This window comes from Achromobacter sp. 1011791174, from assembly GCF_059760925.1.
The window spans coordinates 17733-37455 of sequence record NZ_JCBANH010000019.1 but is presented as its reverse complement, the minus strand read 5'-3'; the positions used below and the strand labels follow the sequence as shown (position 1 = coordinate 37455).

At 68.3% G+C, this 19723-nt stretch carries 24 protein-coding genes and 1 tRNA gene; 13 read left to right on the top strand and 12 right to left on the bottom strand.

Going from position 1 to position 19723, the window contains the following annotated elements; translation table 11 throughout:
- Positions 1 to 141 precede the first annotated feature (141 nt).
- Both AC6LJ5_RS09585 and AC6LJ5_RS09580 read left to right on the top strand, forming a co-directional pair.
- A complete protein-coding gene (locus AC6LJ5_RS09585; protein WP_103273436.1) occupies positions 142 to 981 on the top strand; it encodes an RIO1 family regulatory kinase/ATPase domain-containing protein in 840 nt (279 codons plus the stop codon).
- Positions 978 to 2360, top strand: coding sequence for a replicative DNA helicase (locus AC6LJ5_RS09580; RefSeq protein ID WP_103273437.1), 1383 nt, complete (start codon positions 978 to 980; stop codon positions 2358 to 2360). The genes AC6LJ5_RS09585 and AC6LJ5_RS09580 overlap by 4 nt, the downstream gene beginning before the upstream one ends.
- Positions 2361 to 2485: 125 nt before the next feature.
- On the opposite strand, the gene AC6LJ5_RS09575 is transcribed toward AC6LJ5_RS09580, so the two are convergent.
- Positions 2486 to 3559, bottom strand: coding sequence for an alkene reductase (locus AC6LJ5_RS09575; protein WP_498140338.1), 1074 nt, complete (start codon positions 3557 to 3559; stop codon positions 2486 to 2488).
- 119 nt (positions 3560 to 3678) lie between these two features.
- The gene (locus tag AC6LJ5_RS09570; RefSeq protein ID WP_498140337.1) at positions 3679 to 4593 is read right to left on the bottom strand and encodes a pirin family protein; all 915 of its coding nucleotides are present in this window, start codon (positions 4591 to 4593) and stop codon (positions 3679 to 3681) included.
- Between the two features lie 80 nt (positions 4594 to 4673).
- On the opposite strand from AC6LJ5_RS09570, the gene AC6LJ5_RS09565 reads away from it, so the two are divergent.
- Entirely contained in the window at positions 4674 to 5099 is a 426-nt protein-coding gene (locus AC6LJ5_RS09565) for a winged helix-turn-helix transcriptional regulator (RefSeq protein WP_498140336.1), read from the top strand.
- A 77-nt stretch (positions 5100 to 5176) separates the two neighbouring features.
- Here the strand turns inward: AC6LJ5_RS09565 and AC6LJ5_RS09560 are convergent, their stop codons facing one another.
- From AC6LJ5_RS09560 to AC6LJ5_RS09540, 5 genes are all read right to left on the bottom strand, one after another.
- Entirely contained in the window at positions 5177 to 6154 is a 978-nt protein-coding gene (locus AC6LJ5_RS09560; RefSeq protein WP_498140335.1) for a bile acid:sodium symporter family protein, read from the bottom strand.
- 124 nt (positions 6155 to 6278) lie between these two features.
- A complete protein-coding gene (gene pdxA, locus AC6LJ5_RS09555) occupies positions 6279 to 7259 on the bottom strand; it encodes a 4-hydroxythreonine-4-phosphate dehydrogenase PdxA (protein ID WP_498140334.1) in 981 nt (326 codons plus the stop codon).
- Between the two features lie 57 nt (positions 7260 to 7316).
- A complete protein-coding gene (locus AC6LJ5_RS09550) occupies positions 7317 to 7637 on the bottom strand; it encodes a hypothetical protein (protein WP_392409609.1) in 321 nt (106 codons plus the stop codon).
- 98 nt (positions 7638 to 7735) lie between these two features.
- Positions 7736 to 8194, bottom strand: coding sequence for an Lrp/AsnC family transcriptional regulator (locus AC6LJ5_RS09545; RefSeq protein WP_103273441.1), 459 nt, complete (start codon positions 8192 to 8194; stop codon positions 7736 to 7738).
- Positions 8195 to 8352: 158 nt separating this feature from the next.
- Positions 8353 to 8967 carry a hypothetical protein gene (locus AC6LJ5_RS09540; protein WP_103276378.1) on the bottom strand — a complete coding sequence of 205 codons (615 nt, stop codon included), beginning with the start codon at positions 8965 to 8967 and terminating at the stop codon, positions 8353 to 8355.
- Between the two features lie 207 nt (positions 8968 to 9174).
- Here AC6LJ5_RS09540 and AC6LJ5_RS09535 point away from each other — a divergent pair, with 207 nt between their 5' ends.
- A complete protein-coding gene (locus tag AC6LJ5_RS09535; protein WP_103273442.1) occupies positions 9175 to 9420 on the top strand; it encodes a hypothetical protein in 246 nt (81 codons plus the stop codon).
- A 224-nt stretch (positions 9421 to 9644) separates the two neighbouring features.
- Positions 9645 to 9917 carry a hypothetical protein gene (locus tag AC6LJ5_RS09530; protein WP_498140333.1) on the top strand — a complete coding sequence of 91 codons (273 nt, stop codon included), beginning with the start codon at positions 9645 to 9647 and terminating at the stop codon, positions 9915 to 9917.
- A 53-nt stretch (positions 9918 to 9970) separates the two neighbouring features.
- Here the strand turns inward: AC6LJ5_RS09530 and AC6LJ5_RS09525 are convergent, their stop codons facing one another.
- Both AC6LJ5_RS09525 and AC6LJ5_RS09520 read right to left on the bottom strand, forming a co-directional pair.
- Positions 9971 to 10534 (bottom strand): DedA family protein, encoded by a 564-nt coding sequence (locus AC6LJ5_RS09525; RefSeq protein WP_103273444.1) that lies wholly within the window; start codon positions 10532 to 10534, stop codon positions 9971 to 9973.
- A gap of 25 nt (positions 10535 to 10559) precedes the next feature.
- Entirely contained in the window at positions 10560 to 11999 is a 1440-nt protein-coding gene (locus AC6LJ5_RS09520; RefSeq protein WP_103273445.1) for an aminotransferase-like domain-containing protein, read from the bottom strand.
- Positions 12000 to 12167: 168 nt separating this feature from the next.
- Between AC6LJ5_RS09520 and AC6LJ5_RS09515 the strand changes: the two genes are divergently transcribed.
- Positions 12168 to 12548, top strand: a complete 381-nt coding sequence (locus AC6LJ5_RS09515; RefSeq protein ID WP_103273446.1) for a hypothetical protein — start codon at positions 12168 to 12170, stop codon at positions 12546 to 12548.
- Positions 12549 to 12568: 20 nt separating this feature from the next.
- Positions 12569 to 12645: transfer RNA gene (locus AC6LJ5_RS09510), tRNA-Met, on the top strand.
- A 225-nt stretch (positions 12646 to 12870) separates the two neighbouring features.
- On the opposite strand, the gene AC6LJ5_RS09505 is transcribed toward AC6LJ5_RS09510, so the two are convergent.
- The gene (locus tag AC6LJ5_RS09505; protein ID WP_498140332.1) at positions 12871 to 13974 is read right to left on the bottom strand and encodes an ankyrin repeat domain-containing protein; all 1104 of its coding nucleotides are present in this window, start codon (positions 13972 to 13974) and stop codon (positions 12871 to 12873) included.
- A gap of 198 nt (positions 13975 to 14172) precedes the next feature.
- On the opposite strand from AC6LJ5_RS09505, the gene AC6LJ5_RS09500 reads away from it, so the two are divergent.
- Together AC6LJ5_RS09500 and AC6LJ5_RS09495 are read left to right on the top strand one after the other, a co-directional pair.
- Positions 14173 to 14514 (top strand): hypothetical protein, encoded by a 342-nt coding sequence (locus AC6LJ5_RS09500; protein WP_103273448.1) that lies wholly within the window; start codon positions 14173 to 14175, stop codon positions 14512 to 14514.
- A 289-nt stretch (positions 14515 to 14803) separates the two neighbouring features.
- Positions 14804 to 16069 (top strand): TIGR03862 family flavoprotein, encoded by a 1266-nt coding sequence (locus AC6LJ5_RS09495; protein WP_498140331.1) that lies wholly within the window; start codon positions 14804 to 14806, stop codon positions 16067 to 16069.
- Between the two features lie 4 nt (positions 16070 to 16073).
- Here the strand turns inward: AC6LJ5_RS09495 and AC6LJ5_RS09490 are convergent, their stop codons facing one another.
- Together AC6LJ5_RS09490 and AC6LJ5_RS09485 are read right to left on the bottom strand one after the other, a co-directional pair.
- Positions 16074 to 16475: a hypothetical protein gene (locus AC6LJ5_RS09490; RefSeq protein WP_103273450.1), complete on the bottom strand. Its 402-nt coding sequence runs from the start codon at positions 16473 to 16475 to the stop codon at positions 16074 to 16076.
- Between the two features lie 47 nt (positions 16476 to 16522).
- Positions 16523 to 16882: a hypothetical protein gene (locus AC6LJ5_RS09485; RefSeq protein WP_103273451.1), complete on the bottom strand. Its 360-nt coding sequence runs from the start codon at positions 16880 to 16882 to the stop codon at positions 16523 to 16525.
- 172 nt (positions 16883 to 17054) lie between these two features.
- Here AC6LJ5_RS09485 and AC6LJ5_RS09480 point away from each other — a divergent pair, with 172 nt between their 5' ends.
- From AC6LJ5_RS09480 to AC6LJ5_RS09465, 4 genes are all read left to right on the top strand, one after another.
- Complete coding sequence (locus AC6LJ5_RS09480) at positions 17055 to 17186, top strand: entericidin A/B family lipoprotein (protein WP_103273452.1); 132 nt, start codon at positions 17055 to 17057, stop codon at positions 17184 to 17186.
- A 207-nt stretch (positions 17187 to 17393) separates the two neighbouring features.
- The gene (locus tag AC6LJ5_RS09475) at positions 17394 to 17822 is read left to right on the top strand and encodes a BPTD_2524 family lipoprotein (RefSeq protein ID WP_103276379.1); all 429 of its coding nucleotides are present in this window, start codon (positions 17394 to 17396) and stop codon (positions 17820 to 17822) included.
- Positions 17823 to 17824: 2 nt separating this feature from the next.
- Positions 17825 to 18238 carry a hypothetical protein gene (locus AC6LJ5_RS09470; RefSeq protein ID WP_498140330.1) on the top strand — a complete coding sequence of 138 codons (414 nt, stop codon included), beginning with the start codon at positions 17825 to 17827 and terminating at the stop codon, positions 18236 to 18238.
- Positions 18239 to 18342: 104 nt separating this feature from the next.
- Positions 18343 to 19635, top strand: coding sequence for an aspartate carbamoyltransferase (locus tag AC6LJ5_RS09465; protein WP_103273454.1), 1293 nt, complete (start codon positions 18343 to 18345; stop codon positions 19633 to 19635).
- Positions 19636 to 19723 lie beyond the last annotated feature (88 nt).

The window sequence follows — 19723 nt, the reverse complement described above, 5'->3', positions numbered from 1 at the left end:
CGGCTTCGCTGAAAAAAAGCCGGCCCGCGCGCCGGCTTTTTTTCTTTTTGCATTTGCATCAAAGCGTGTAGCCTGTCGGGCTTTGGCCGCAGACCGCGCGCATTCCGGCGTTCCCGCCCGCCGTTCCATCTCGAGGATCCATTGACACAGCCGCCCGTTCACCACAACGCGCCGCCCGGCCTGCGCGCCTGGCTAGACAGCGTGGACGCGTCGCGCGAGCCCTCGGTGCGGGAAGTGACCATAGATGGCGTGCGCTGTGTCATCAAGCGGCGTCGGCCCAGCCTGGGCGGCGGCCTGTCATATGCGCTGCGCTACGCGCGCGCCCTGTTCCTGGGCCTGGGCTGCAAGCTGTTCCTGGGCGAGTTTCCCCGCCCCGGCGTGGTGCTTCGGAACGGCCTCGAGCACGAGGCCGAACGGCTGTCGGCGCTGTTGCAGGCCGGCTGCCGCGTGCCGGAAGTCTGGTGGCGGGAGCGGGGCCTGCTGGTGCTGGAATACGTGGGCGAAGACCTGGCGGACCTGATCCGCAACGAGGATTCCACCACGCGCCTGTGGCTGGCTCGCGCCGCCGCGGCGGATCTGGCGGCCTTTCACGCGCGCGGGCTGTGGCACGGCGGCGCGCAGATCCGCAACATCACGCTGCGCGAAGGCGAGCTGTGGCGCATCGACTTCGAAGAGAACATCGGTTCGGCCCTGTCGCGTCCGCTGACCCAGGCTTATGATCTGTTCCAGATGCTGGCCTCGATCACGTCGCTGCGCACGCTGCCCGATGACGTGGGCCGCTCGCTCGGTAAACTGGCGCTGGACGTCTATTTCGAGCATCACCCCGACGCCGAAGTCAAAAAATGCCTGAGGCGGCTGGCGCGCGTGCTGCGCGTCATCGCCGCGCCGCTGCGCCCGCTGCTGGGCCGGCTGCCGTCGCGCGACGTGCAGGGCTTTTTCCGCGTCGCGGATATCTTGCAGCCTTTACTTTTGAAGCCATGACCAATCCTGCCGATTCCCAGCTCGAATACCTGCGCGTTCCCCCCCATTCCATCGAGGCGGAGCAGTCGGTGCTGGGCGGCCTGTTGCTGGACAACAGCGCCTGGGACCGCATCGCCGACGTCCTGATCGAGGAAGACTTCTACCGCCACGACCACCGTCTCATCTGGCATCACATCGCGCGCCTGATCGGCCTGGCCCGTCCGGCCGACGTGATCACGGTGAACGAGTCGCTGGTCAGCGCCGGCAAGGCCGAGGACGCGGGCGGGCTGGCCTACCTGAACGCCCTGGCGCACAACACGCCGTCGGCCGCGAACATCCGCCGCTACGGTGAGATCGTGCGCGAGCGCGCCATGCTGCGCAAGCTGGTGTCGATCGCCGACGAGATCTCGTCGGCGGCCATGAACCCGCAGGGCAAGGAAGCGCGCCAGCTGCTGGACGAAGCCGAATCCAAGGTCTTCCAGATCGCGCAGGAAGGGGCGCGCGGCGCGGCCGGCTTCCAGGAAATCCAGCCGCTGCTGACGCAGGTGGTCGAGCGCATCGACGAGCTCTATCACCGCGAAGGCAGTTCCGACGTGACCGGCGTGCCCACGGGCTTCACCGATCTGGACAAGATGACGTCCGGCATGCAGGGCGGCGACCTGATCATCGTCGCGGGCCGTCCCTCGATGGGCAAGACCTCGTTCTCGATGAACATCGGCGAGCACGTCGCCATCGAGCAGGGCCTGCCCGTGGCGGTGTTCTCCATGGAAATGGGCGCGGTGCAGCTGGCCATGCGTATGCTGGGTTCGGTCGGCCTGCTGGACCAGCACCGCATGCGTACCGGCAAGCTGATCGCCGAGGACTGGCCGCGCGTGACCCACGCGGTGCAGCTGATGCAGGACGCGCAGGTCTACATCGACGAATCGCCCGCGCTCAGCCCCATGGAAGTGCGCGCCCGCGCGCGGCGCCTGGCGCGCCAGTGCGGCCAGCTCGGCCTGATCATCATCGACTACCTGCAGCTGATGTCGGGCAACGGTTCGGGCGAGAACCGGGCCACCGAAGTGTCGGAAATCAGCCGTTCGCTCAAGGGCCTGGCCAAGGAGCTGAACTGTCCGCTGATCGCGCTGTCGCAGCTGAACCGCAGCCTGGAACAACGCCCCAACAAGCGCCCCGTGATGAGCGATCTGCGCGAATCGGGCGCCATCGAACAGGACGCCGACGTGATCCTGTTCATCTACCGCGACGAGGTCTACAACCCCGATTCGCCGGACAAGGGCACGGCCGAGATCATCATCGGCAAGCAGCGTAACGGTCCCATCGGCACCGTGCGCCTGACCTTCCAGGGCTCCAGCACGCGCTTCCTGAACTTCTCCGGCGCGCAGCCGAAGGACATGTACTGAGCGGGCCCGGCCCTGATGCTGGAACAGGAAACCACGCCGAGGCGTGGTTTTTTTGTTGGCGGAAGGCGCCCGCCAGGTTGTCGCGGGCAGCGCGGGCGCGCTGCCGCGACTCGCGCTTGCCGTCCTCAGGCCGGCTGGTTTTCCGTCAGCGTCGGATAGTCGGTATAGAACTGGGCCGTGCCGCCATAGAAGCCTTCCTGGCGCGGCGCGTTCAACGGCGCATTGGTCTTGATCCGCTCGACAAAATCGGGGTTGGCCAGGACCATCGTGCCGTAGGCTTCCAGATCGGCCACGCCGGACGCGACATCCGCGCCCACCTGATCGCGCGGCCGGCCCGGGCGGTTGACGATCAGCGCGTTCTTCCAGAGCCTGCGCAGATCAGCGAGCAGGGGATCGTTGCCCAGATGCATGATGTGCAGGTAGGCCAGCCCCAACTTGTCCAGCTCCCCGACCAGGTATCGGTACAGGTCTGGTCCTTCGGGGCCTTCGTCGATTCCCCACATCGTGTTGCCGGGCGACAGGCGGATGGCCGTGCGGTCGGCGCCGATCTCGGCGGCGACCGCCTGCGCGACCTCGATGGCGAAGCGGGCGCGGTTGGCGATGGCGCCGCCGTATGCGTCGGCGCGGCTGTTCGCGCTGGGCGCAAGGAACTGCTGGACCAGATAGGCGTTCGCGCCGTGGATTTCAACGCCGTCCGCGCCTGCTTCGACGGCGCGGCGCGCGGCCAAGGCGAAGTCGGCGACGGTCTGGCGGATTTCCGGGAGGGTCAGCGCGCGCGGCGCCGGGATGGCCTGCATGCCCTTGGCGGTGTACATGTCCGTGCCGGGAGCGATGGCCGATGGCGCAACGCCTTGGCGCTGGTGCGGCGTGTTTTCCGGATGCGACATGCGGCCGACATGCATGAGCTGGATGAAAATGCGGCCGCCCTCGGCGTGCACGGCGTCCGTCGTGTCTTGCCAGCCCGCGACATGCGCGTCGGTGTAGATGCCGGGCGTGGCCAGATAGCCCTGGCCGTCGGCCGAAGGCTGCGTGCCTTCGGTGATGATCAGGCCCACGCTGGCCCGCTGCGCGTAGTAGGTCGCCGAGAGCGCGCCCGGCGTTCCGTCGAATTGGGCGCGGGAGCGGGTCATCGGCGCCATGGCCAGGCGGTTTGCCAGGCGATAGCGACCGACCTGGATGGAATCGAACAGTGTGCTCATGATGAAATCCTCATGGTTGCCAAGTGAGTAGCGGCTTGGCCTGATGCTTGAAGCCGCTCGTGGAATGCCCGCCCATGCCGCCGCTGATCAGGACGCGGCCATGGTGGCTGCCGGGGCTGTCAGCGGAACACCGGGATCGTTCCGGATGCCGTGCGCCTATCCCCGGCTTGCTTGAGCCTGAGCCCGAGTTCGGCAATGCGGCGCTCACCCATTTCCAGCGCTTGCGCCGAGGTGTGCACCGAGTAAGAGCCCAGGTACAGGGGGTGCGGATGCGGCACGGCGGAGCCCAGGACGAAGACGGCCCCATCCGTGCCCGACGCCGTGAGCGCGATCGGATCTTCCCCGGGGCCGAAGACCGCCATTTCGCCCGCCGTGAGCGCATCACCCGCGTCGACGGCGCCTTTGGCGAGCGCCAGCCAGGCGATGGAATGTCCGGCGGGAGGCTGGTAGGTCCAGCGCTCGCCGGGACGCAGCGTGACGAGCAGGTAATTGATGCCTGGCGGCGCCGGCACCGGGCTTTGCATGCCTTCGTACTGGCCGACAATGACCCGGGCGGGGCCGCTCTGGGGCGTGTGCGTGGCTTCCAGATAGCGGCTCTCGGGTTCGCCGTTCTCAAGCTCGGCGGGCAGGGCCAGCCAGAGCTGGAAGCCCAGGATGCGGGGCGAGCCGGCTGCGGAGAGTTCCTTGCCGTGCCAGATGCCGTTGCCGGCGCGCATCCATTCCACGCCGCCGTATCCGAGCGTGCCGGAGGCGCCGCTGGCGGGGTCGTCGTAGCGGAACTCGCCTTCGACCGGTACCGTCACGGTGGCGATGCCTGAGTGCGGGTGCAGGGGCATGTCGGCCATGGCGCGCACGGTGTCCCGGCTTGCGTCGAACAGGTCGAGGAACACGAAAGGCTTGACCAGCTGGCCCGCGTCCGACGGGCTCATCAGGCGGGTGATCGGCCCATGACCGCGGCCGCGGGTGCGCAGCGCGATCGGCCGGACGACCGGGTCGATCGTCGGGGTATCGGTAGCGGCATGAAGAAGTGCCATTGCCAGACCTCACAGTATAAAATTGTGACTGAGGCTAGCAATGTAACTACCCCTTCAAGGGCTGACAATAAGGCACACGAATGGAACGCGGTATAGAAAATGTGACCCGCCCACCCCACGATCTACAGGATGCGGACTGTCAGAAGATCAGCCAGGTACTGGCGCGGGTCGGAGAGAAGTGGAGCGTCCTCATCATCATGCTCCTGGCCGACGGCCCCCGCCGTTTCACTGAAATCAAGCGCGCCATCAACGGCATATCACAGCGGATGCTGACCCTGTGCCTGCGCGGACTTGAGCGTGACGGCCTCATCAAGCGTACCGTCATCGCGGTGATGCCGCCGCATGTGGAATATGAATTGACGCCACTGGGCTGCTCGCTCACCGAGCCGGTGACGGCGCTGGGAATGTGGGCAAGCAAGCACCTTTCGGACATCGACGCTGCCAGGGAGGCATTCGATGAGCGCGAGCGCGACCAGGGACTTGCGGCAAGCCGAAAGGTCAGATAGGGCCACGCGCGGCGGCGGCGTCGCGCACAGTTGGCGGCCCGGCGCTTGCGGTCAGGCGCGATGATCGGATGCGATGGTCAGGCCGAGGTTTCCGGCCGCTTGCCGTAGCGCGCGGCCAGCACGCCGCAGACCATCAGCTGGATCTGGTGGAACAGCATCAGCGGCAGCACGATGGCGCCCACCGCATGGCCCGCGAACAGCACCTGGGCCATCGGGATGCCGCTGGCCAGGCTTTTCTTGGAGCCGCAGAAGAGCAGGGTGATGCGGTCTTCGATGTTGAAGCCCAGCGCCTTGCCGGCCAGCGTCGACAGGCCCAGCGCCAGCGCCAGGATCAGCGCGCAGGCCGCCACCAGCCCGGCCAGCGCCGGCAGCGGCGTGCTGCTCCACAGGCCTTCGTTGATGGCTTCGGAGAAGGCGGTGTACACCACCAGCAGGATCGAGCCCTGGTCCACGAACTTCAGCATGGCCTTGCGCCGGTGCACCCAGGCGCCGATCCAGCGGCGCGCGAACTGGCCCAGCACGAAGGGCAGCAGCAGTTGCAGCATGATCTTGAGCACGGCGTCGAACGAGATCGGCGCGCTGCCGGCGTTGGCCACTACCGTGCCCACCAGCAGCGGTGTGAGGAAGATGCCGAGCAGGCTCGATGCCGACGCGCTGCACACGGCCGCCGGCACGTTGCCGCGCGCCATGGATGTGAACGCGATCGCCGATTGCACCGTGGCGGGCAGGCAGCACAGGAACAGGATGCCCAGGTACAGCTCGGGCGTGACCAGCGGCTCCAACACCGGCTTGAGCGCCAGGCCCAGCAGCGGAAACATCAGGAACGTGGCCGAGAAGATGGTCAGGTGCAGCTTCCAGTGCGTCAGCCCGGCGATGACGGCCTCGCGCGACAGGCGCGCGCCATGCAGGAAGAACAGCAGGCCGACCGCGATATTGGTGATCCAGCCGAACACGGCCACGCCCTTGCCGTGCGCGGGCACGATGCTGGCGATGATGACGGTGCAGATCAGGTAGAGGGTGAAGCGGTCGGGCAGGAGGCGTGCGAGGCGTTGCATGGGGACGTGACGGGGGAAAAAGGCCGGCGGCCACAGGGGCCGCCGCGAGGTCCGTATTGTAGTCCCGCAAGGCGGGGCGTCGCCGGCGCCGGCTCCGCCGGTGTCCACGGGGCGAGGCGCGCCGCTATGGCGTCATCGCCAGCGCCAGGTCGAAGGCGGCGACCAGCGAGGCGTGGTCGGCCACGCCCTTGCCGGCGATGTCGAATGCCGTGCCATGGTCCACGCTGGTGCGCACGAAGGGCAGGCCCACCGTGACGTTGACGCCATGGTCCAGGCCCAGGTACTTCACGGGGATCAGGCCCTGGTCGTGGTATTGCGCCACCACGATGTCGAACTCGCCGCGCCGCGCGCGCATGAAGATGGTGTCGCCCGGCCAGGGACCGCTGGCATTGATGCCCTCGGCGCGGGCCTGGGCGATGGCGGGCTCGATGACCTCGATTTCCTCGCGGCCGAACTTGCCGCCTTCGCCGGCGTGCGGATTCAGGCCCGCGACCGCCACGCGCGGCCGCGCGATGCCCATCTGGCGACAGGCCCGGTCGGCCAGGCGCAGCGCGCTCAGCTCGGCCTGCGGCGTGATGCGCGCGATGACGTCGGCCAGCGCCACGTGGATGGTCACCAGCAGCACGCGCAGCTCGTCATTGGCGAGCATCATGGCGAAGTCCGTCGTGCCGGAGCGTTCGGCCAGGATCTCGGTATGGCCGGGATAGTCGATGCCGGCCAGGTGCATGGAATGCTTGTTCAGCGGCGCGGTGACGATGGCGCGGATGGCGCCCGCCTGGGCGTCGTCGATGGCGGCGCAGACGTAGTCGTAGGCGCCGCGTCCGGCCTGGGCGCTGAGTTGCCCGGGCGGCAGGTCGGCGGGCAGGGCAGGACCGCGGCCGATGACCTCGATCAGGCCGGCGCGCAGGCTGGCCTGGGCGGGCGAAGTGATCTCGACCACGTCCAGGCGCGCGCCCAGCGCGGCGGTCGCGCGGCGCAGCGCGCCGGCGTCGCCGTACACCACATGCGGCGCGCGCAGGCCCTGCGCACAGGCTTGGACGACGATTTCAGGGCCGATGCCGGCGGCATCGCCCATGGTGATGCCCACGGGCAGCTTGGTGTTCACGATATGCGTAGGGAAAGGCTTGCTTGGGCAAATGCTACACCCGGGAGCGCCGGCGGCTTACTGCTGCGTCTTCCCGTTGCCGTTGTCCTTGGGCTCGACGGCGGCGCATTCGAAGGTCACGGTCGCGCGTTTGGGCGTCAGGCCGGTGGCGCTGTTGGATGTGATCTTGGGCTTGACCAGCTTGCTGTTGATCGACTGGCAGTATTCATCGGCGCGCTGCAGGGTCTGGTTCTTCAGCTCGACCCAGGTCAGCCAGCGCGCGCCCGCGCTGTTGGTGACGCTGTAGGTGTGCTTGTCGACCTGCGTCACTTCGCTCATGCCCGCGCAGGCGGACAGCAGAACGAGCAGGGCGGCGGCGGGAGCAAGGCGTGCGAGCATGGGGATGGAATGTCCGGTTGGGAGTGTTTCCCAGATTACAACACGGCGCGGGCCGCGCCGCGCGGCGTCCGGCGCGGCCAATGACCGCGCCGATGGCCTCAGGGCGCGGCCACGGCGCTGCGGCGGTCGACCTTGCGGCTCAGCACGATGGACGTCTGCGTCTGCTTGACGCCGTCGATCAGGCCGATGCGGTCCAGCAGCGCGTCGAGCTGCTCATGCGTTTCGCAGCGCAGGAAGATCAGGTAGTCGTAGGGGCCGCTGACCGAGGATACTTCCTCGACCTCGGGCATGCGCTCCAGCTCGCGGATCACGGCGGCGGGCGTCTTGGGCAGCACGCTGATGAAGCAGTAGGCTCGCACCGCGGCTTCTTCGAGCAGGCGGCCCAGCCGCACGCCGTATCCCGCGACCACATGCTCGCGTTCCAGCCGCGCGATGCGTGCCACCACGGTGGTGCGGGCCAGCCCGAGCTTGCGCGCGAGGATCGCGGCGGGTTCGCGCGCGTTGGCCTGCAGCAGGCTGAGCAGTTGCCGGTCTATGGCGTCGAGTCGTTCGTTCATGCGCGGAAACGTCGCTGGCGGCCGGCCGGTGCCGGGCGGAGTGACGAACTTACAGGGCGGGCCGGCGCGCGTCAATGCGCCTGGCGCGGCTGCGATCCCGATCGTCCGGGCGCGTCCGGGCGGGCCCAGGCGCGCGACGCTGCCTCGGCCCGCCCGGTTCAGCCATCCGACTCCGGCGGGATGCCGCCCTGGTAGATGCGACCGCCGAATTCGAAGCGGGTGATGGTCTTGCGCGCGGCATCGAAGATGCGATCGCGCGCCGCTTCGCCGGTCGTGGGATCGTCGGCCAGCGTGAAGCGGCACAGGTCGATGCCGCTGTCGTAGTAGGCCCGGCGCACCAGGCCGCTGACGCCGGCCTCGTGGGCGAAGTGCGCGAACTCGCGCAGCTGCTCCATTTCGTGGAAGGCGCCGCCGCCGCTGACCAGCAGCATGCCGAATTTGTGCTCCTCGGCGGCCTCGGGCGGCGCGGGATCGCCGGATGCCGGGGCGCTGGCGGGCGCGGGATCGTCGTAGTCGAAGCGAGCGCCGGCCTCGCGCATCGCCGCCAGCACGCGCCGCCACTGGGCTTCGTCCAGCACCTGGCGCGCCATCATGTAGAACAGCCGCTGGCGACCCAGGGCGCGCGGCTCGGGGCCGCCGATGTAGCTGCGCCAGGGGACGGCCGCGTCCAGTCCGGCCAGTTCGGCCATTTGCGCGTCGCCATGGCCCAGCCTGTCCTGCAGGCGCCGCAGCGCCTGGGCATCCGGGGGAAGATAGTTCTGGATCGTCTTCATGCGCGCCTCCATGCCTGGTGTGCTGTCCCGCAGGATGAATTTCGTCATGCGGACGTACGGGACAGCACACTAGCCTTGCGGCCGCTGCGGGCCCGGCCGCGCCGTGTTCATGCTAGCGCGGCATCGCGGCCTTGCCCAGGGGGCCGGCCGGCGCCGGGCGCCGTGCTAGGATTTGCGCCGACCCCAATACCGCCAGGAGCAAGCGCCATGGATATCCAGGAACAAATCGCCGTCATCGTCCACACCATTTCCCACCAGGGCGGACGCATCGACGCCTTGAACGCGACGCTGCTGTCGATGCTGCATCTGGCCAAGTCCTCGCCCGGTCTGCGCGAGGCCATCGAGGCGCAGCTGGAGCAGAACTATTCCAGTCTGCTGGCCCGTTCCGAGAACCCGCAGTACGTGGCCGGGTTCGAGAGCGTGCGCGACCAGATCGTGGCCGCGCTCAAGTGATGGCGCGGCGCGCCGGATCCACGGCCGCTGTCCCTGGCCCGGCCCTGCCGCAGCCACGCGGCATAGTTACCCACATCTTTTGTGGACAAGCCTTGGGATAGTGCGGGTACAGCCTGGAAAAACCCTTTCATTACAAGCGCTTGACCGCACTGCTCAACAATGGCGTCGGCCGGGCGCCAGAGGGAGCCGCCATGCGGGCCTCAAGCCGGGTAATATGCGCCCCCATGCGGAATCAGTATCGATTGGAAACACCGGGCCGGGCGTCCTACGCCAGGATCTCGGAAGCGGCAAAGCTGGCGGCGTTCGACCCCGGCAAACTCTCTCCCGAGGCGCGCCAGAGCTGGGAGCGCCTGGAGCATGACTTCAAGGCCTGGCATGACTTCGACCAGCGCCATCCCATCCTGCGCCGCCTGGCGCTGCTGCCGTTGATCGGCGGCTGGTATCGCAAGGCCCGCCGCCGCCATGTGCTGCGGGTCGGCGGCAGGTTGCTGGTGTGAGGGGGCGCGCCTGAGTCGCCCTGGACGGTCAAGGCATGGCGCCTTCCGCTTCATCAGCGGCGGCGTTTCGCCAGCCAGCGATGGACCAGCCACACCACCGCCGCCACGGCCAGCGCGGCCGCGAGCTTGGTTTCGACGCCATGCAGCCGCCCCAGCAGCGACTCGATGGTCTGTCCGAACAGATAGCCCAGCAGGCTGAAGCACACGGCCCAGATGGCCGCCGCCACCACGTTGAGCACCAGGAAGCGCGGCGCCGGCACGTTCGACACGCCCAGCGCGATCGGTCCCACCGTGCGCAGCCCGTACAGGAAGCGCAGGCTGAGGATGAAGCCGTCGGGATGCCGGTCCACCGCCGCCAGCGCCTTGGCGAAGGCCGGCTTGGCGCGCAGCCGCAGCACCAGCCTGTGATCGCGCCAGCGCCGGCCCAGGTAGAACAGCGCCTGGTCGGCGATCAGCGAGCCGGCGAAGGCGCACAGCATCACGCCCGGCAGGCGCAGCAGGTGCTGGTGCGCCAGGAATCCGGCGAACACCACTACGCTTTCGCCTTCGAGCAGCGTGCCGCCCAGGACCGCCCACAGGCCGTAGTTGGCGATGAACTCGTGCAGCGCCGGGCTCATGGCGAGGGCCTCCCAGGGGCGCGCGTCACGCCCGCCCCGCTTCGACGATGCGCGCCAGCGTGAGCAGGGCGCGGTCGATCTCGGGCGTGTGGCGCTGGCCACAGCTGATGCGCAGGAAGTGTTCGTAGCGGCCGCTGTTGGAGAACATCGCTCCCGGCGCTACGCGTATGCCCTGACGCAATGCCTCTTCGAACACGCGCATGCCGGAACGGCCGCCGGGCATCTCGACCCACAGCAGCATGCCGCCGCGAGGCATGCTCAGGCGCGTGCCAGGCGGAAAGTGCGAGGCGATGAGTTCGGCGCTGCGGTCACGTTGCGTTTTCAGTTCGCGCCGCAGCCGGATCAGGTGCCGGTCATAGGCGCGCGATCCCAGGTAGTCGGCCACGGCGATCTGCGCCAGCGGTTCGTTGGGACGGCTTTGCGCGAATTTCAGCATGGCGATGCGCGCCTTCCAGCGCCCGCCCAGCAGCCAGCCCAGCCGCATGCCCGGCGCCAGCGTCTTGTGCAGGGACGCGCAATAGATCACGTTGCCGGTAGGGTCCCAGGACTTGGCCGCGGGCAGCGGTGCGTCATCGTCGGTCAGCGCGCCATAGGTGTCATCCTCGATCAGCGGCACCTGCTGGCGTTCGCACAGCGCCACCAGCCGGGCTTTTTCCGCGTCCGGCATCACGCAGCCCAGCGGATTCTGGAAGTTCGGCACGACCACCACGGCGCGGATGTTGCCGTGGGTCTGGAAGGCCAGGTCCAGCGCCTCGATCGACAGGCCATGCTGCGGGCTGGTGGGGATTTCCAGCGCGCGCATGCCCAGGCTTTCCAGGATCTGCAGCAGGCCGAAGTAGCAGGGCGATTCCACCGCGATCGTGTCGCCCGGCCGCGCGACCGCGCGCAGCGCCAGGTTCAGCGCCTCGATGCAGCCATGCGTGACGATGACATCATCGGCGCTGGCGTTGATGCCGTTGGCCAGCGCGCGGCGGGCCAGCACGGCGCGCAGTTCGGGATGCCCCTGCGGCGGCACCGGACTGACCAGCATCTGTGGCGATTGCCGCAGGGCGCGGATCATCGCCTGCTTCAGCTCTTCCATGGGGTAGGCCTCGGGCACGGCCGCCGCCAGCGCGAAGTTGGCGCTGACAGGATGGGCCTCGCATTTGGCGATGAAGTCAGAGACGCGGTCGTGGATGCCCACGTACTGGGCGGCGCCCAGCGCCTGCCGGATGTCCGGCTCGGCCACCGGCGGTATGCCGTTGCGCCGGGGCTTGAGCACGAAATAGCCGGAACGCGGCCGCGCCTCGATCAGGCCGTCGTCTTCCAGCAGGCGGCAGGCCTGCAGCGCCGTGGACAGGCTGACATGGTGGGTGCGGACCAGGGTGCGGACCGAGGGCATGCGCTGGTCCGGCGCAAGCACGCCGTTCTGGATGGCGCGCCGGTAGTGATTGGCCAGGCGGAGATAGAGCGGTTGCGATTCCATGCGCCGATCATGCTCCCCGTGTGTGGATGGCGGCTAGGCACAGATGCAGCCAAAGTACACCATAACAGCAAGGAAATCGAGCTTCTGCATCGGTACAGAAAGCCGGGATGTGTGGCTGTTGCGCATAGCAGGGCCGGCGTAGCCTGTCAGCATCGACAGGAGATGATCATGAACCCCAATTCCCCGCCCGGGCCGCACACGACGCGCCTGGATCTGGCCAGCGGCGCCTCGCGGACATTCCTGCTGCGGGCCGGCGCCAACATCGTCTGCCTGAGCGGCAGCCTGCTCATCGATGCGCCGCGCCTGGCCGAAAACGGCGCGCCGTGCCCGCCGCTGCGCCTGAATGCGGGCGAGGCGCAGGGCGTGGGGCACGGCGGCGTGTTGCGCATCACCGCCATCGGCGCCGCCCAGCTGGTATGCCTGAATCCGCCGGGCTGGATGGCCCGTCTGGGGCATCTGCTGCGGGGTGGGCTGGCGCTGCTGACGGGCGTCGCGGCGCGTCAAAAAACCGGGGGCGGAGTCGATGCGCTGCACAACATTTCAAAATGATGTATGATTCACACATCAGACGCGGGGTGGAGCAGTCTGGCAGCTCGTCGGGCTCATAACCCGAAGGTCGTAGGTTCAAATCCTGCCCCCGCAACCAGTTTCAGCAGCGTCGCCATTTGATGGCCGCGCGATAAAAAGCCCCGAATGCGCAAGCGTCGGGGCTTTTTGCTATCCGCGTTCCGGCCAGGGCCAGCTTGTCCTTCGCGTCGTCCCGGGCGGAACCGGTCCGCGCAGGCTCATGCCGCCGGGCGATGATCAAGCAATGCCCGCGCGCAGGCGCTCGGCTTAGGCTCATCGCCTGGATGAGCCGCTTGCGTTGCCGTCATTCCGAGTACTCGCCGTCGGCGACGCGATTCATGTGCAGGGCCGGCTCCGCCAGGAAATCCTGGAACGTGGCGATATCGCCGTACTCCTCGTGTTCGATATCCCAGTAGCCGATGCGCCGGGTCTTGGGATTCCAGACCAGTAGGGTGTCGGAATAATCGCCGGACGAGCGGCTCAGGCGCAGCACCTTCTTGCGGCCGGCCTGCATCGGCACCGTGTCCGTCAGCGCGAAGAACTCCACGAAACCGAAATCGCAGTCCGGCAGTTCGATGCGTCGCTGCGCGCCTTGCAGGAAATCGAGCAGGTCCGGCGGCAGCTTGTAGGGCTTGAGTTCATGCAGCCGGTTGGCCAGGCTGTGCAATTCCGGGGGTTCCAGCGATTTGAAGTACGCCGCCAGCGCCGCGTCGTCCTGCTCGACCGCGACGGTATAGGGGCGGTCGCCGTCGCGATTGCTCAGCGATACGTCCGCGCCATGCTCCACCAGCAGGCGGCACAGGTTCAGGTCGCGATTGCGGGCGGCCACCAGCAGGGGCGTCGCGCTATCGGAGAACACCTGGTCGCGGGCGCGGAAATTGATGTCCACGCCATGCGCGAGAAAGAAATCCACCGCCTGCCGGTTGCGATTGAATACCGCCGAGCGGAAGGCTTCCCCGCCATGCATGGCCACGGTGTGCCCGAGCGCCTCGATGACCGGCAGGTGCTTGAGCTTCTTTCCGTACAGCGCCTGCTGGTAGGCGTCGCCGCCGACCTTGCGCCGGGCGTGGATGTCGGCGCCGTGGGCCGCCAGATACCGCATCAGGTCCGGCGTGCCGTAGCGGGCGGCCAGCGGAAACGCGGGCGCGTCCGCGCGGTTCAGGTCGGCGCCGCGCTCGACCAGCCAGTGCACGGACGCGGTGGCATGGGCGGCCAGCGCCAGCATGAGCGGGGGTTCCCTGGTGTGCGGGCCCAGCACGATGGCGGTCTCGATATCGCAGCCTTCGGCCAGGGCGCTGTCCAGCGCGGCGACGTCGCCCGCCAGCAGCGCCGCCACGAACGGCGGCACGGTCTCGAAATTGCCGATGTCGGCGATCTTCACCATCAGGCGGAACTCCAGTCGTGTCATGGGCGCGCGCCGTGCAGGGCGCGCGGGTGGCGGGCCATCCTAGCACGCGCGTCGCGGGTCCCCGGCTGCCTCGCCGCTTGCGCCAGGTCAAGCGCAAGCGTGGTCCGGAGTTTCCCCGATACCTTGCGGGCGCACGGCGGGGCGGTGCTGAGCTACCATGGTTCCAGCCTGCGGCTTGGCCGCGAACAAGGAGGGTGCATGGGTACTGCAAAATACGATCATCCCGGTTATGTCGCCGACACGGGCGATGCAGGCAAGTATCACGTGGGCATCTGGTGCCCGCACGGCTATCCCGCCCATATTCATATCGGCAGGCCGGCCGATGGCGGCGACCCCCTGGCGCTGCTGCGCCTGCGCATACCGGACGGCGTGTTCCAGTCGCTGGCCGACGATCCCGAGACGCTGTGCAGGCGGGCGCTCGGACAGGCGCTGGGCGCGGGCCTGCTGCGCACCGTGGCGGTGGACGGCGACTACCAGGAGATCCGTTTCGAACTCGACGCCGAGCCCTGGGGCGGCCCCATGCAGGCGGCGCGGGCCTGACGAGTTGCCCACAGCGGTTGTGGAAAAGCCTTGGGATAGCCGCTGTGCATGTGTAAATAGTGACGTAATAACAAGGGCTTGGCGCCGGCGCTCAATAAGTGTCCGATCCGGCGCCCGGTCCCTGTTCACCACCCCCATGCGACAATCGCAGCCGCCGCGACGCCCGCGGCGCTTTTTTTTGTTTTTCCCACGCCATGATTCCGCCACGTTGCTCCGCATTTCCGTGCCTGTTCCGCCATGACTGCTCGCGGGCGTTCGTCGCTCGCGACGGACGCGCGGGGGCGGGACGATGAGCGTGGTGACGGGCGACGCCAGGCCCGGGCGCGTGGCCGTGATCGGCGGCGGTCCTGCCGGCCTGATGGCGGCCGAGGGTCTGGCCGCCCGGGGCTGCAGCGTGGATGTGTATGACGCCATGCCGTCGGTCGGCCGGAAGTTCCTGATGGCGGGCCGGGGCGGATTGAACCTGACGCACAGCGAGCCGGCCGGGCCGTTCCTGGCCCGCTATGGCGATCGCGCCGCGCAGGTCGCGCCATGGCTGGCGCGGATGGATGCCGCCGCCTTGCGCGACTGGGCGCATGGCCTGGGCGTGCGCACCTTCGTCGGCACGTCGGGCCGCGTGTTCCCCGAGGAAATGAAGGCCGCGCCCCTGCTGCGCGCCTGGCTGGCGCGGCTGCGCGCGGCCGGCCTGCGCTTTCACATGCGGCACCGCTGGCTGGGCTGGCCCGAGGATGCGGCGGGCGGCGCCGCGGATCTGCGTTTCGATACGCCCGAGGGCGAGCGTCGCGCCTCGGCCGATGCCGTCGTGCTGGCCCTGGGCGGCGGCAGCTGGGCCCGCCTCGGTTCGGATGGCGCCTGGGCGCCGGGCCTGCGTGCGCGCGGCGTTGCCGTGGCGCCGTTGCGGCCGGCCAATTGCGGGTTCGACGTGGACTGGTCGGAACATTTCCGCGAGCGCTACGCGGGCCAGCCGGTCAAGCCGGTGTCCATGCGCTGCGGCGATGACGCGAAGGCGCGGCAGGGCGAGTTCGTGGTCACGCGCAGCGGCATCGAGGGCAGCCTGGTCTATGCGCTGTCGGCGGCGTTGCGCGATCGCCTGCAGGCCGATGGCCGCGCGACCGCGGTGCTGGATCTGCTGCCAGACTGGCCGCAGGAAAAAGTGATGGCGGCGGTGACGCATCCGCGCGGCTCGCGTTCGCTGTCCAGCCATTTGCAGAGCCGGCTGGGCCTGACCGGCGTGAAGGCGGGCTTGCTGCGCGAATGCGCGGGCGAGCAGGCGCTGCGCGATCCCGCCCTGCTGGGCGTGCGCATCAAGGCGCTGCCGGTGCCGTTGCAGCGCGCGCGTCCGATCGACGAGGCGATCAGCACGGCGGGGGGCGTGAGCTTCGATGCGCTGACGCCGGGCCTGATGCTGCGCGCCATGCCCGGCGTGTTCTGCGTTGGCGAAATGCTGGATTGGGAGGCGCCCACCGGCGGCTATCTGCTGACTGCCTGCATGGCGGGCGGGCTGGCGGTGGCGGATGGCGTGGCGGCCTACCTGGGCGCGCCACGCGGGGATTGAGGCTTCAGGAACTGGTGAGGATGGACGGACTCGCCGGCGCGGCGCGCGGGGCCAGGTCGCTGACCACCTGGCCGACCACGGGCGGCGCGCCGTCCTGGGCCAGGATGCCGATGACCCGGGTAACCGAACTGGCTTCCACGCGGGAACCCTGGCCCGGATCCTGAACCAGCTGCCAGATCACCGCGTCCGCGGCCTCGATGTCGGTCAGGCTGGCGTTGGATTCGTCCAGGCAGCCACGGGTGAATGCGGACCAGTCGGCCGCGCTGCAAGGCAGCCCGTGCGCCGTGGCCAGGCGCGCCAGCGCCAGCGGCGCGTCGCGCTGGCTCGCGGCCTGCTGGGCGGCGGCGCCCAGCGACACGTCCAGCGACAGCTGGCGCAGAAATTCCACGACGTTATCCGTATTCATCTTGCGGTCTCCCTCTCAAGCCGTTCAGGTTGGCGGGCGTGGTGGTGTCAGCTGGGCTTGCCGCCCAGCATCGACACCAGCGATTGCTTCAGGCGCGGCGAAAAAATAGGCACGGTGTGGGACACGCCGCTGCGGTCCACGCCTTCTTTCAGTTCGACGGACTGCCCCTGGAACACTTCCGGCGCGCGGGCGATGTCGTTGTAGCGCGCGAGCAGCGCGTCCACCTGGGACTGGGCGTCCGCCAGCGTGCTGCACGAAGCCAGTTTGCCGGCCGCGTGTTCCTGCAGGATGCGATGCAGGTCGTCGATGAAAAGGGCCAGCGCCGCCGGACCCCGGCAGCCAGGCTGTTCCCAGCCCCAGCTTTTCGGGGCCGTAGCGCCGGCCGTCGATGCGTATGTCTTGGTCATTCGTGCATCCTAATGCATTGCCGTGAAATGCGCGACAAGGGCAAGCGAGCGTCGGCCGGGGGCGCTTCGGCCGGGGGCGGCGAGCCCGCTTTCGCGGGCGGATGGCCGATGCTCAAGACGCGGGCTTTGCGGTATGCTGGGCTCGGTTTTCAAGCTAGGAAAGGAGAACTCCATGAAGAACAAAGTCTTTCTCGTCATGCTGCTTTCGATCGCCGCGCTTTCGGCGGGCTGCAATACCGTCGCGGGCGCGGGCAAGGATATACAGCGCGGCGGAGAAAAGATCGAGGACGCCGCCAAGAAGTAGGCAGCCTCGCCAGCGTCTGTTCGCGCGGCGCAGGGCCGCGTCCGGGATGCCCAGGCATGCCGGACGCGGTTTTTTTATCGCCGGGCGGCTCCCGGACGGCGCGCCGCCTTGACGGCCCCAAGCGGGCGCCGCATGTCGTGCCCGGCCGGTCACGAATGCGGGGCTGGCATAATCGCGGGAATCCGAAAGTCTGAAACGGGAACGATGATGCGCAAGTCTGTATGGATGGTGGGCGCGATGCTGGCGGCGTCGCTGGGCGGGTGCGCGAGCACCGGCGTGTACGAGGCCGAAACCGCGCTGCACGAAACCTTCATCGTCGACACGAATTCGCAGGCCGCGTTCCGACGCGCGGGCGAGTACGTGCGCGCCTGCCACGTGAACGTCGCCCATCCCTACAACGTCGCCTATGCCTGGAAGCCCAAGCTGGGCGAGAAGGGCGCGCCCGACGAGGTGCAGGTCTACAAGGTGGGCGAGCAGGCCAAGGTGCTGGAACTGATCACGTCCGAAGCCGAAAGCCCGAGCAAGGCCAAGGTGACGATCACCGTGGTCGGCGAAGGCCGCTGGGACAAGGCCGAGATCGCCGCCGCCCGCGCCTCGATCGAGAGCGCCACGCCGGCCTGCCGCCAGGGCGGCTGATCATGGAGCCGCGCTCGGGGCAGGGTCGGGCAGGCGCGATGGCGTTCGCGCTGTTCGCCGGCGCGTTCCGCCTGCTGGCCTGGATCAACGGCGGCGCGGCGCTGGTGCTGGTGTTCTTCATGCTGGGCGTGATCGGCTCGGACGTGGCCGCGCCCGATCTGCAGGCGCCGCTGGCGCTGTACCTTGCGGGTTTCCTGGGCGCCTGCGGCGGCCTGCTGTTCGGCTGGCTGGCGCAGGCCAGCCTGTTGCGGCAGGGCGACATCCTGCGGCCCGGCCGGCGGCACTGGCCGGCCCAGGCGCTGGCCGTGCTTTTCTATGTCGTGAGCGCGCTGTGCTTCTGCGCCGCCTGCTGGCTGGCCGCCGGTTCCGCCGCCACGGCCGATGCCTCGGTGACGACGGGCTACACCGGCGTCTAGGAAAAATCACGGGTAAACCCGTGTGCGCAAAAGTGTTGGACTTGCACTTGCGTTGAGAATAATATGCGCAGTGCGTATATAAATCCTCTTCCTCGGGGCCTGTCATGACCATCTCCCAGCAAGCTTTCCTGCGCGACGCCATGCGACGCCTGAACCTGACGCGCGACGTCTTCGCCACCCGCATCGGCGTCAAGCGCCGGGCGCTGGATACCTGGCTGCTGCCCGAGGGTTCGCAGGAATTCCGCGCCATGCCGGAAGTGGTGCAGCGCTTCGTCAGTGAAATCGTGCAGAACGGCGTGCTGCTGGAAAAATATACGCAAAGCGTACAAGATGGCCCGCTGCGTGACCGTATCGCCGTCGAAGGCAAGCATCAGCTGGTATCGGTGGATCAGTTCACCCGCGAATCGGTGGAAGACCTGTTCCGTGTGGCCGACATGATGCAGCCCATCGCGCGTCGCCAGAAGATCTCGCGCGTGCTCGAGGGCGCGGTGCTGGGCAACCTGTTCTTCGAGGCCAGCACCCGTACCCGCGTCAGCTTCGGCTCGGCCTTCTGCCGCCTGGGCGGTTCGGTCTGCGACACCACCGGCTTCACGTTCTCGTCCATGGCCAAGGGCGAATCCATCTACGACACCAGCCGCGTCATGAGCGGCTATGTCGACGCGATGGTGATCCGTCATCCCGACCAGGGCTCGGTGGCCGAATTCGCGCGCGCCACCAACATTCCGGTGGTCAACGGCGGCGACGGTCCTGGCGAACACCCCAGCCAGGCGCTGCTGGACCTGTACACGATCCTGACCGAGTTCTCGCGCCTGGGCAAGCTGCTGGACGGCGCCCACATCGCCATGGTCGGCGACCTGAAATATGGCCGCACCGTGCACTCGCTGATCAAGCTGCTGGCCCTGTACAAGGGCGTGAAGTTCTCGCTGGTGTCGCCGCGCGGCCTGGAGATGCCGTCCTACATCATCGAACAGGCCAGCCGCAACGGCAACGTCATCGAGCAGAAGAGTTCGCTGGGCGAGGGCCTGGCGGGCGCCGACGTGATCTACGCCACGCGCGTGCAGAAAGAGCGCTTCGCCAACGAAGAGAACGAAGGCTACACGCCCGACTTCCAGATCAACCGCGCCATCATCGATGAATACTGCGGTCCGGACACCATCGTGATGCACCCGCTGCCGCGCGACAGCCGTCCCGGCGCCAACGACCTGAGCGTGGACCTGAACCACGATCCGCGCCTGGCGATCTTCCGCCAGACCGACAACGGCATCCCCATCCGCATGGCGATCTTCGCGGTGCTGCTGGGCGTGGAAGGGCTGGTGCAGCACTCGATGCGCGACGTGACGTGGCAGCATCCCACCCACATCGGTCCCGACGACTCGGCCTTCCACGGCCTGGACTGATCCGCGCCGTTCCGATTTCCTCACAAGGCGGCCGCGCTTGCGGCCCGCCCCGGGCGATTTGAAGCATAATCCGCGCTGGTTTTGCCGT

Coding starts and splice junctions, on each gene's coding strand:
- AC6LJ5_RS09580 (WP_103273437.1), top strand. CDS start 978: ATGACCAATCCTGCCGATTCCCAGCTCGAATACCTGCGCGTTCCCCCC.
- AC6LJ5_RS09575 (WP_498140338.1), bottom strand. CDS start 3,559: ATGAGCACACTGTTCGATTCCATCCAGGTCGGTCGCTATCGCCTGGCA.
- AC6LJ5_RS09570 (WP_498140337.1), bottom strand. CDS start 4,593: ATGGCACTTCTTCATGCCGCTACCGATACCCCGACGATCGACCCGGTC.
- AC6LJ5_RS09565 (WP_498140336.1), top strand. CDS start 4,674: ATGGAACGCGGTATAGAAAATGTGACCCGCCCACCCCACGATCTACAG.
- AC6LJ5_RS09560 (WP_498140335.1), bottom strand. CDS start 6,154: ATGCAACGCCTCGCACGCCTCCTGCCCGACCGCTTCACCCTCTACCTG.
- AC6LJ5_RS09550 (WP_392409609.1), bottom strand. CDS start 7,637: ATGCTCGCACGCCTTGCTCCCGCCGCCGCCCTGCTCGTTCTGCTGTCC.
- AC6LJ5_RS09545 (WP_103273441.1), bottom strand. CDS start 8,194: ATGAACGAACGACTCGACGCCATAGACCGGCAACTGCTCAGCCTGCTG.
- AC6LJ5_RS09540 (WP_103276378.1), bottom strand. CDS start 8,967: ATGAAGACGATCCAGAACTATCTTCCCCCGGATGCCCAGGCGCTGCGG.
- AC6LJ5_RS09535 (WP_103273442.1), top strand. CDS start 9,175: ATGGATATCCAGGAACAAATCGCCGTCATCGTCCACACCATTTCCCAC.
- AC6LJ5_RS09530 (WP_498140333.1), top strand. CDS start 9,645: ATGCGGAATCAGTATCGATTGGAAACACCGGGCCGGGCGTCCTACGCC.
- AC6LJ5_RS09525 (WP_103273444.1), bottom strand. CDS start 10,534: ATGAGCCCGGCGCTGCACGAGTTCATCGCCAACTACGGCCTGTGGGCG.
- AC6LJ5_RS09520 (WP_103273445.1), bottom strand. CDS start 11,999: ATGGAATCGCAACCGCTCTATCTCCGCCTGGCCAATCACTACCGGCGC.
- AC6LJ5_RS09515 (WP_103273446.1), top strand. CDS start 12,168: ATGAACCCCAATTCCCCGCCCGGGCCGCACACGACGCGCCTGGATCTG.
- AC6LJ5_RS09505 (WP_498140332.1), bottom strand. CDS start 13,974: ATGACACGACTGGAGTTCCGCCTGATGGTGAAGATCGCCGACATCGGC.
- AC6LJ5_RS09500 (WP_103273448.1), top strand. CDS start 14,173: ATGGGTACTGCAAAATACGATCATCCCGGTTATGTCGCCGACACGGGC.
- AC6LJ5_RS09495 (WP_498140331.1), top strand. CDS start 14,804: ATGAGCGTGGTGACGGGCGACGCCAGGCCCGGGCGCGTGGCCGTGATC.
- AC6LJ5_RS09490 (WP_103273450.1), bottom strand. CDS start 16,475: ATGAATACGGATAACGTCGTGGAATTTCTGCGCCAGCTGTCGCTGGAC.
- AC6LJ5_RS09485 (WP_103273451.1), bottom strand. CDS start 16,882: ATGACCAAGACATACGCATCGACGGCCGGCGCTACGGCCCCGAAAAGC.
- AC6LJ5_RS09480 (WP_103273452.1), top strand. CDS start 17,055: ATGAAGAACAAAGTCTTTCTCGTCATGCTGCTTTCGATCGCCGCGCTT.
- AC6LJ5_RS09475 (WP_103276379.1), top strand. CDS start 17,394: ATGCGCAAGTCTGTATGGATGGTGGGCGCGATGCTGGCGGCGTCGCTG.
- AC6LJ5_RS09470 (WP_498140330.1), top strand. CDS start 17,825: ATGGAGCCGCGCTCGGGGCAGGGTCGGGCAGGCGCGATGGCGTTCGCG.
- AC6LJ5_RS09465 (WP_103273454.1), top strand. CDS start 18,343: ATGACCATCTCCCAGCAAGCTTTCCTGCGCGACGCCATGCGACGCCTG.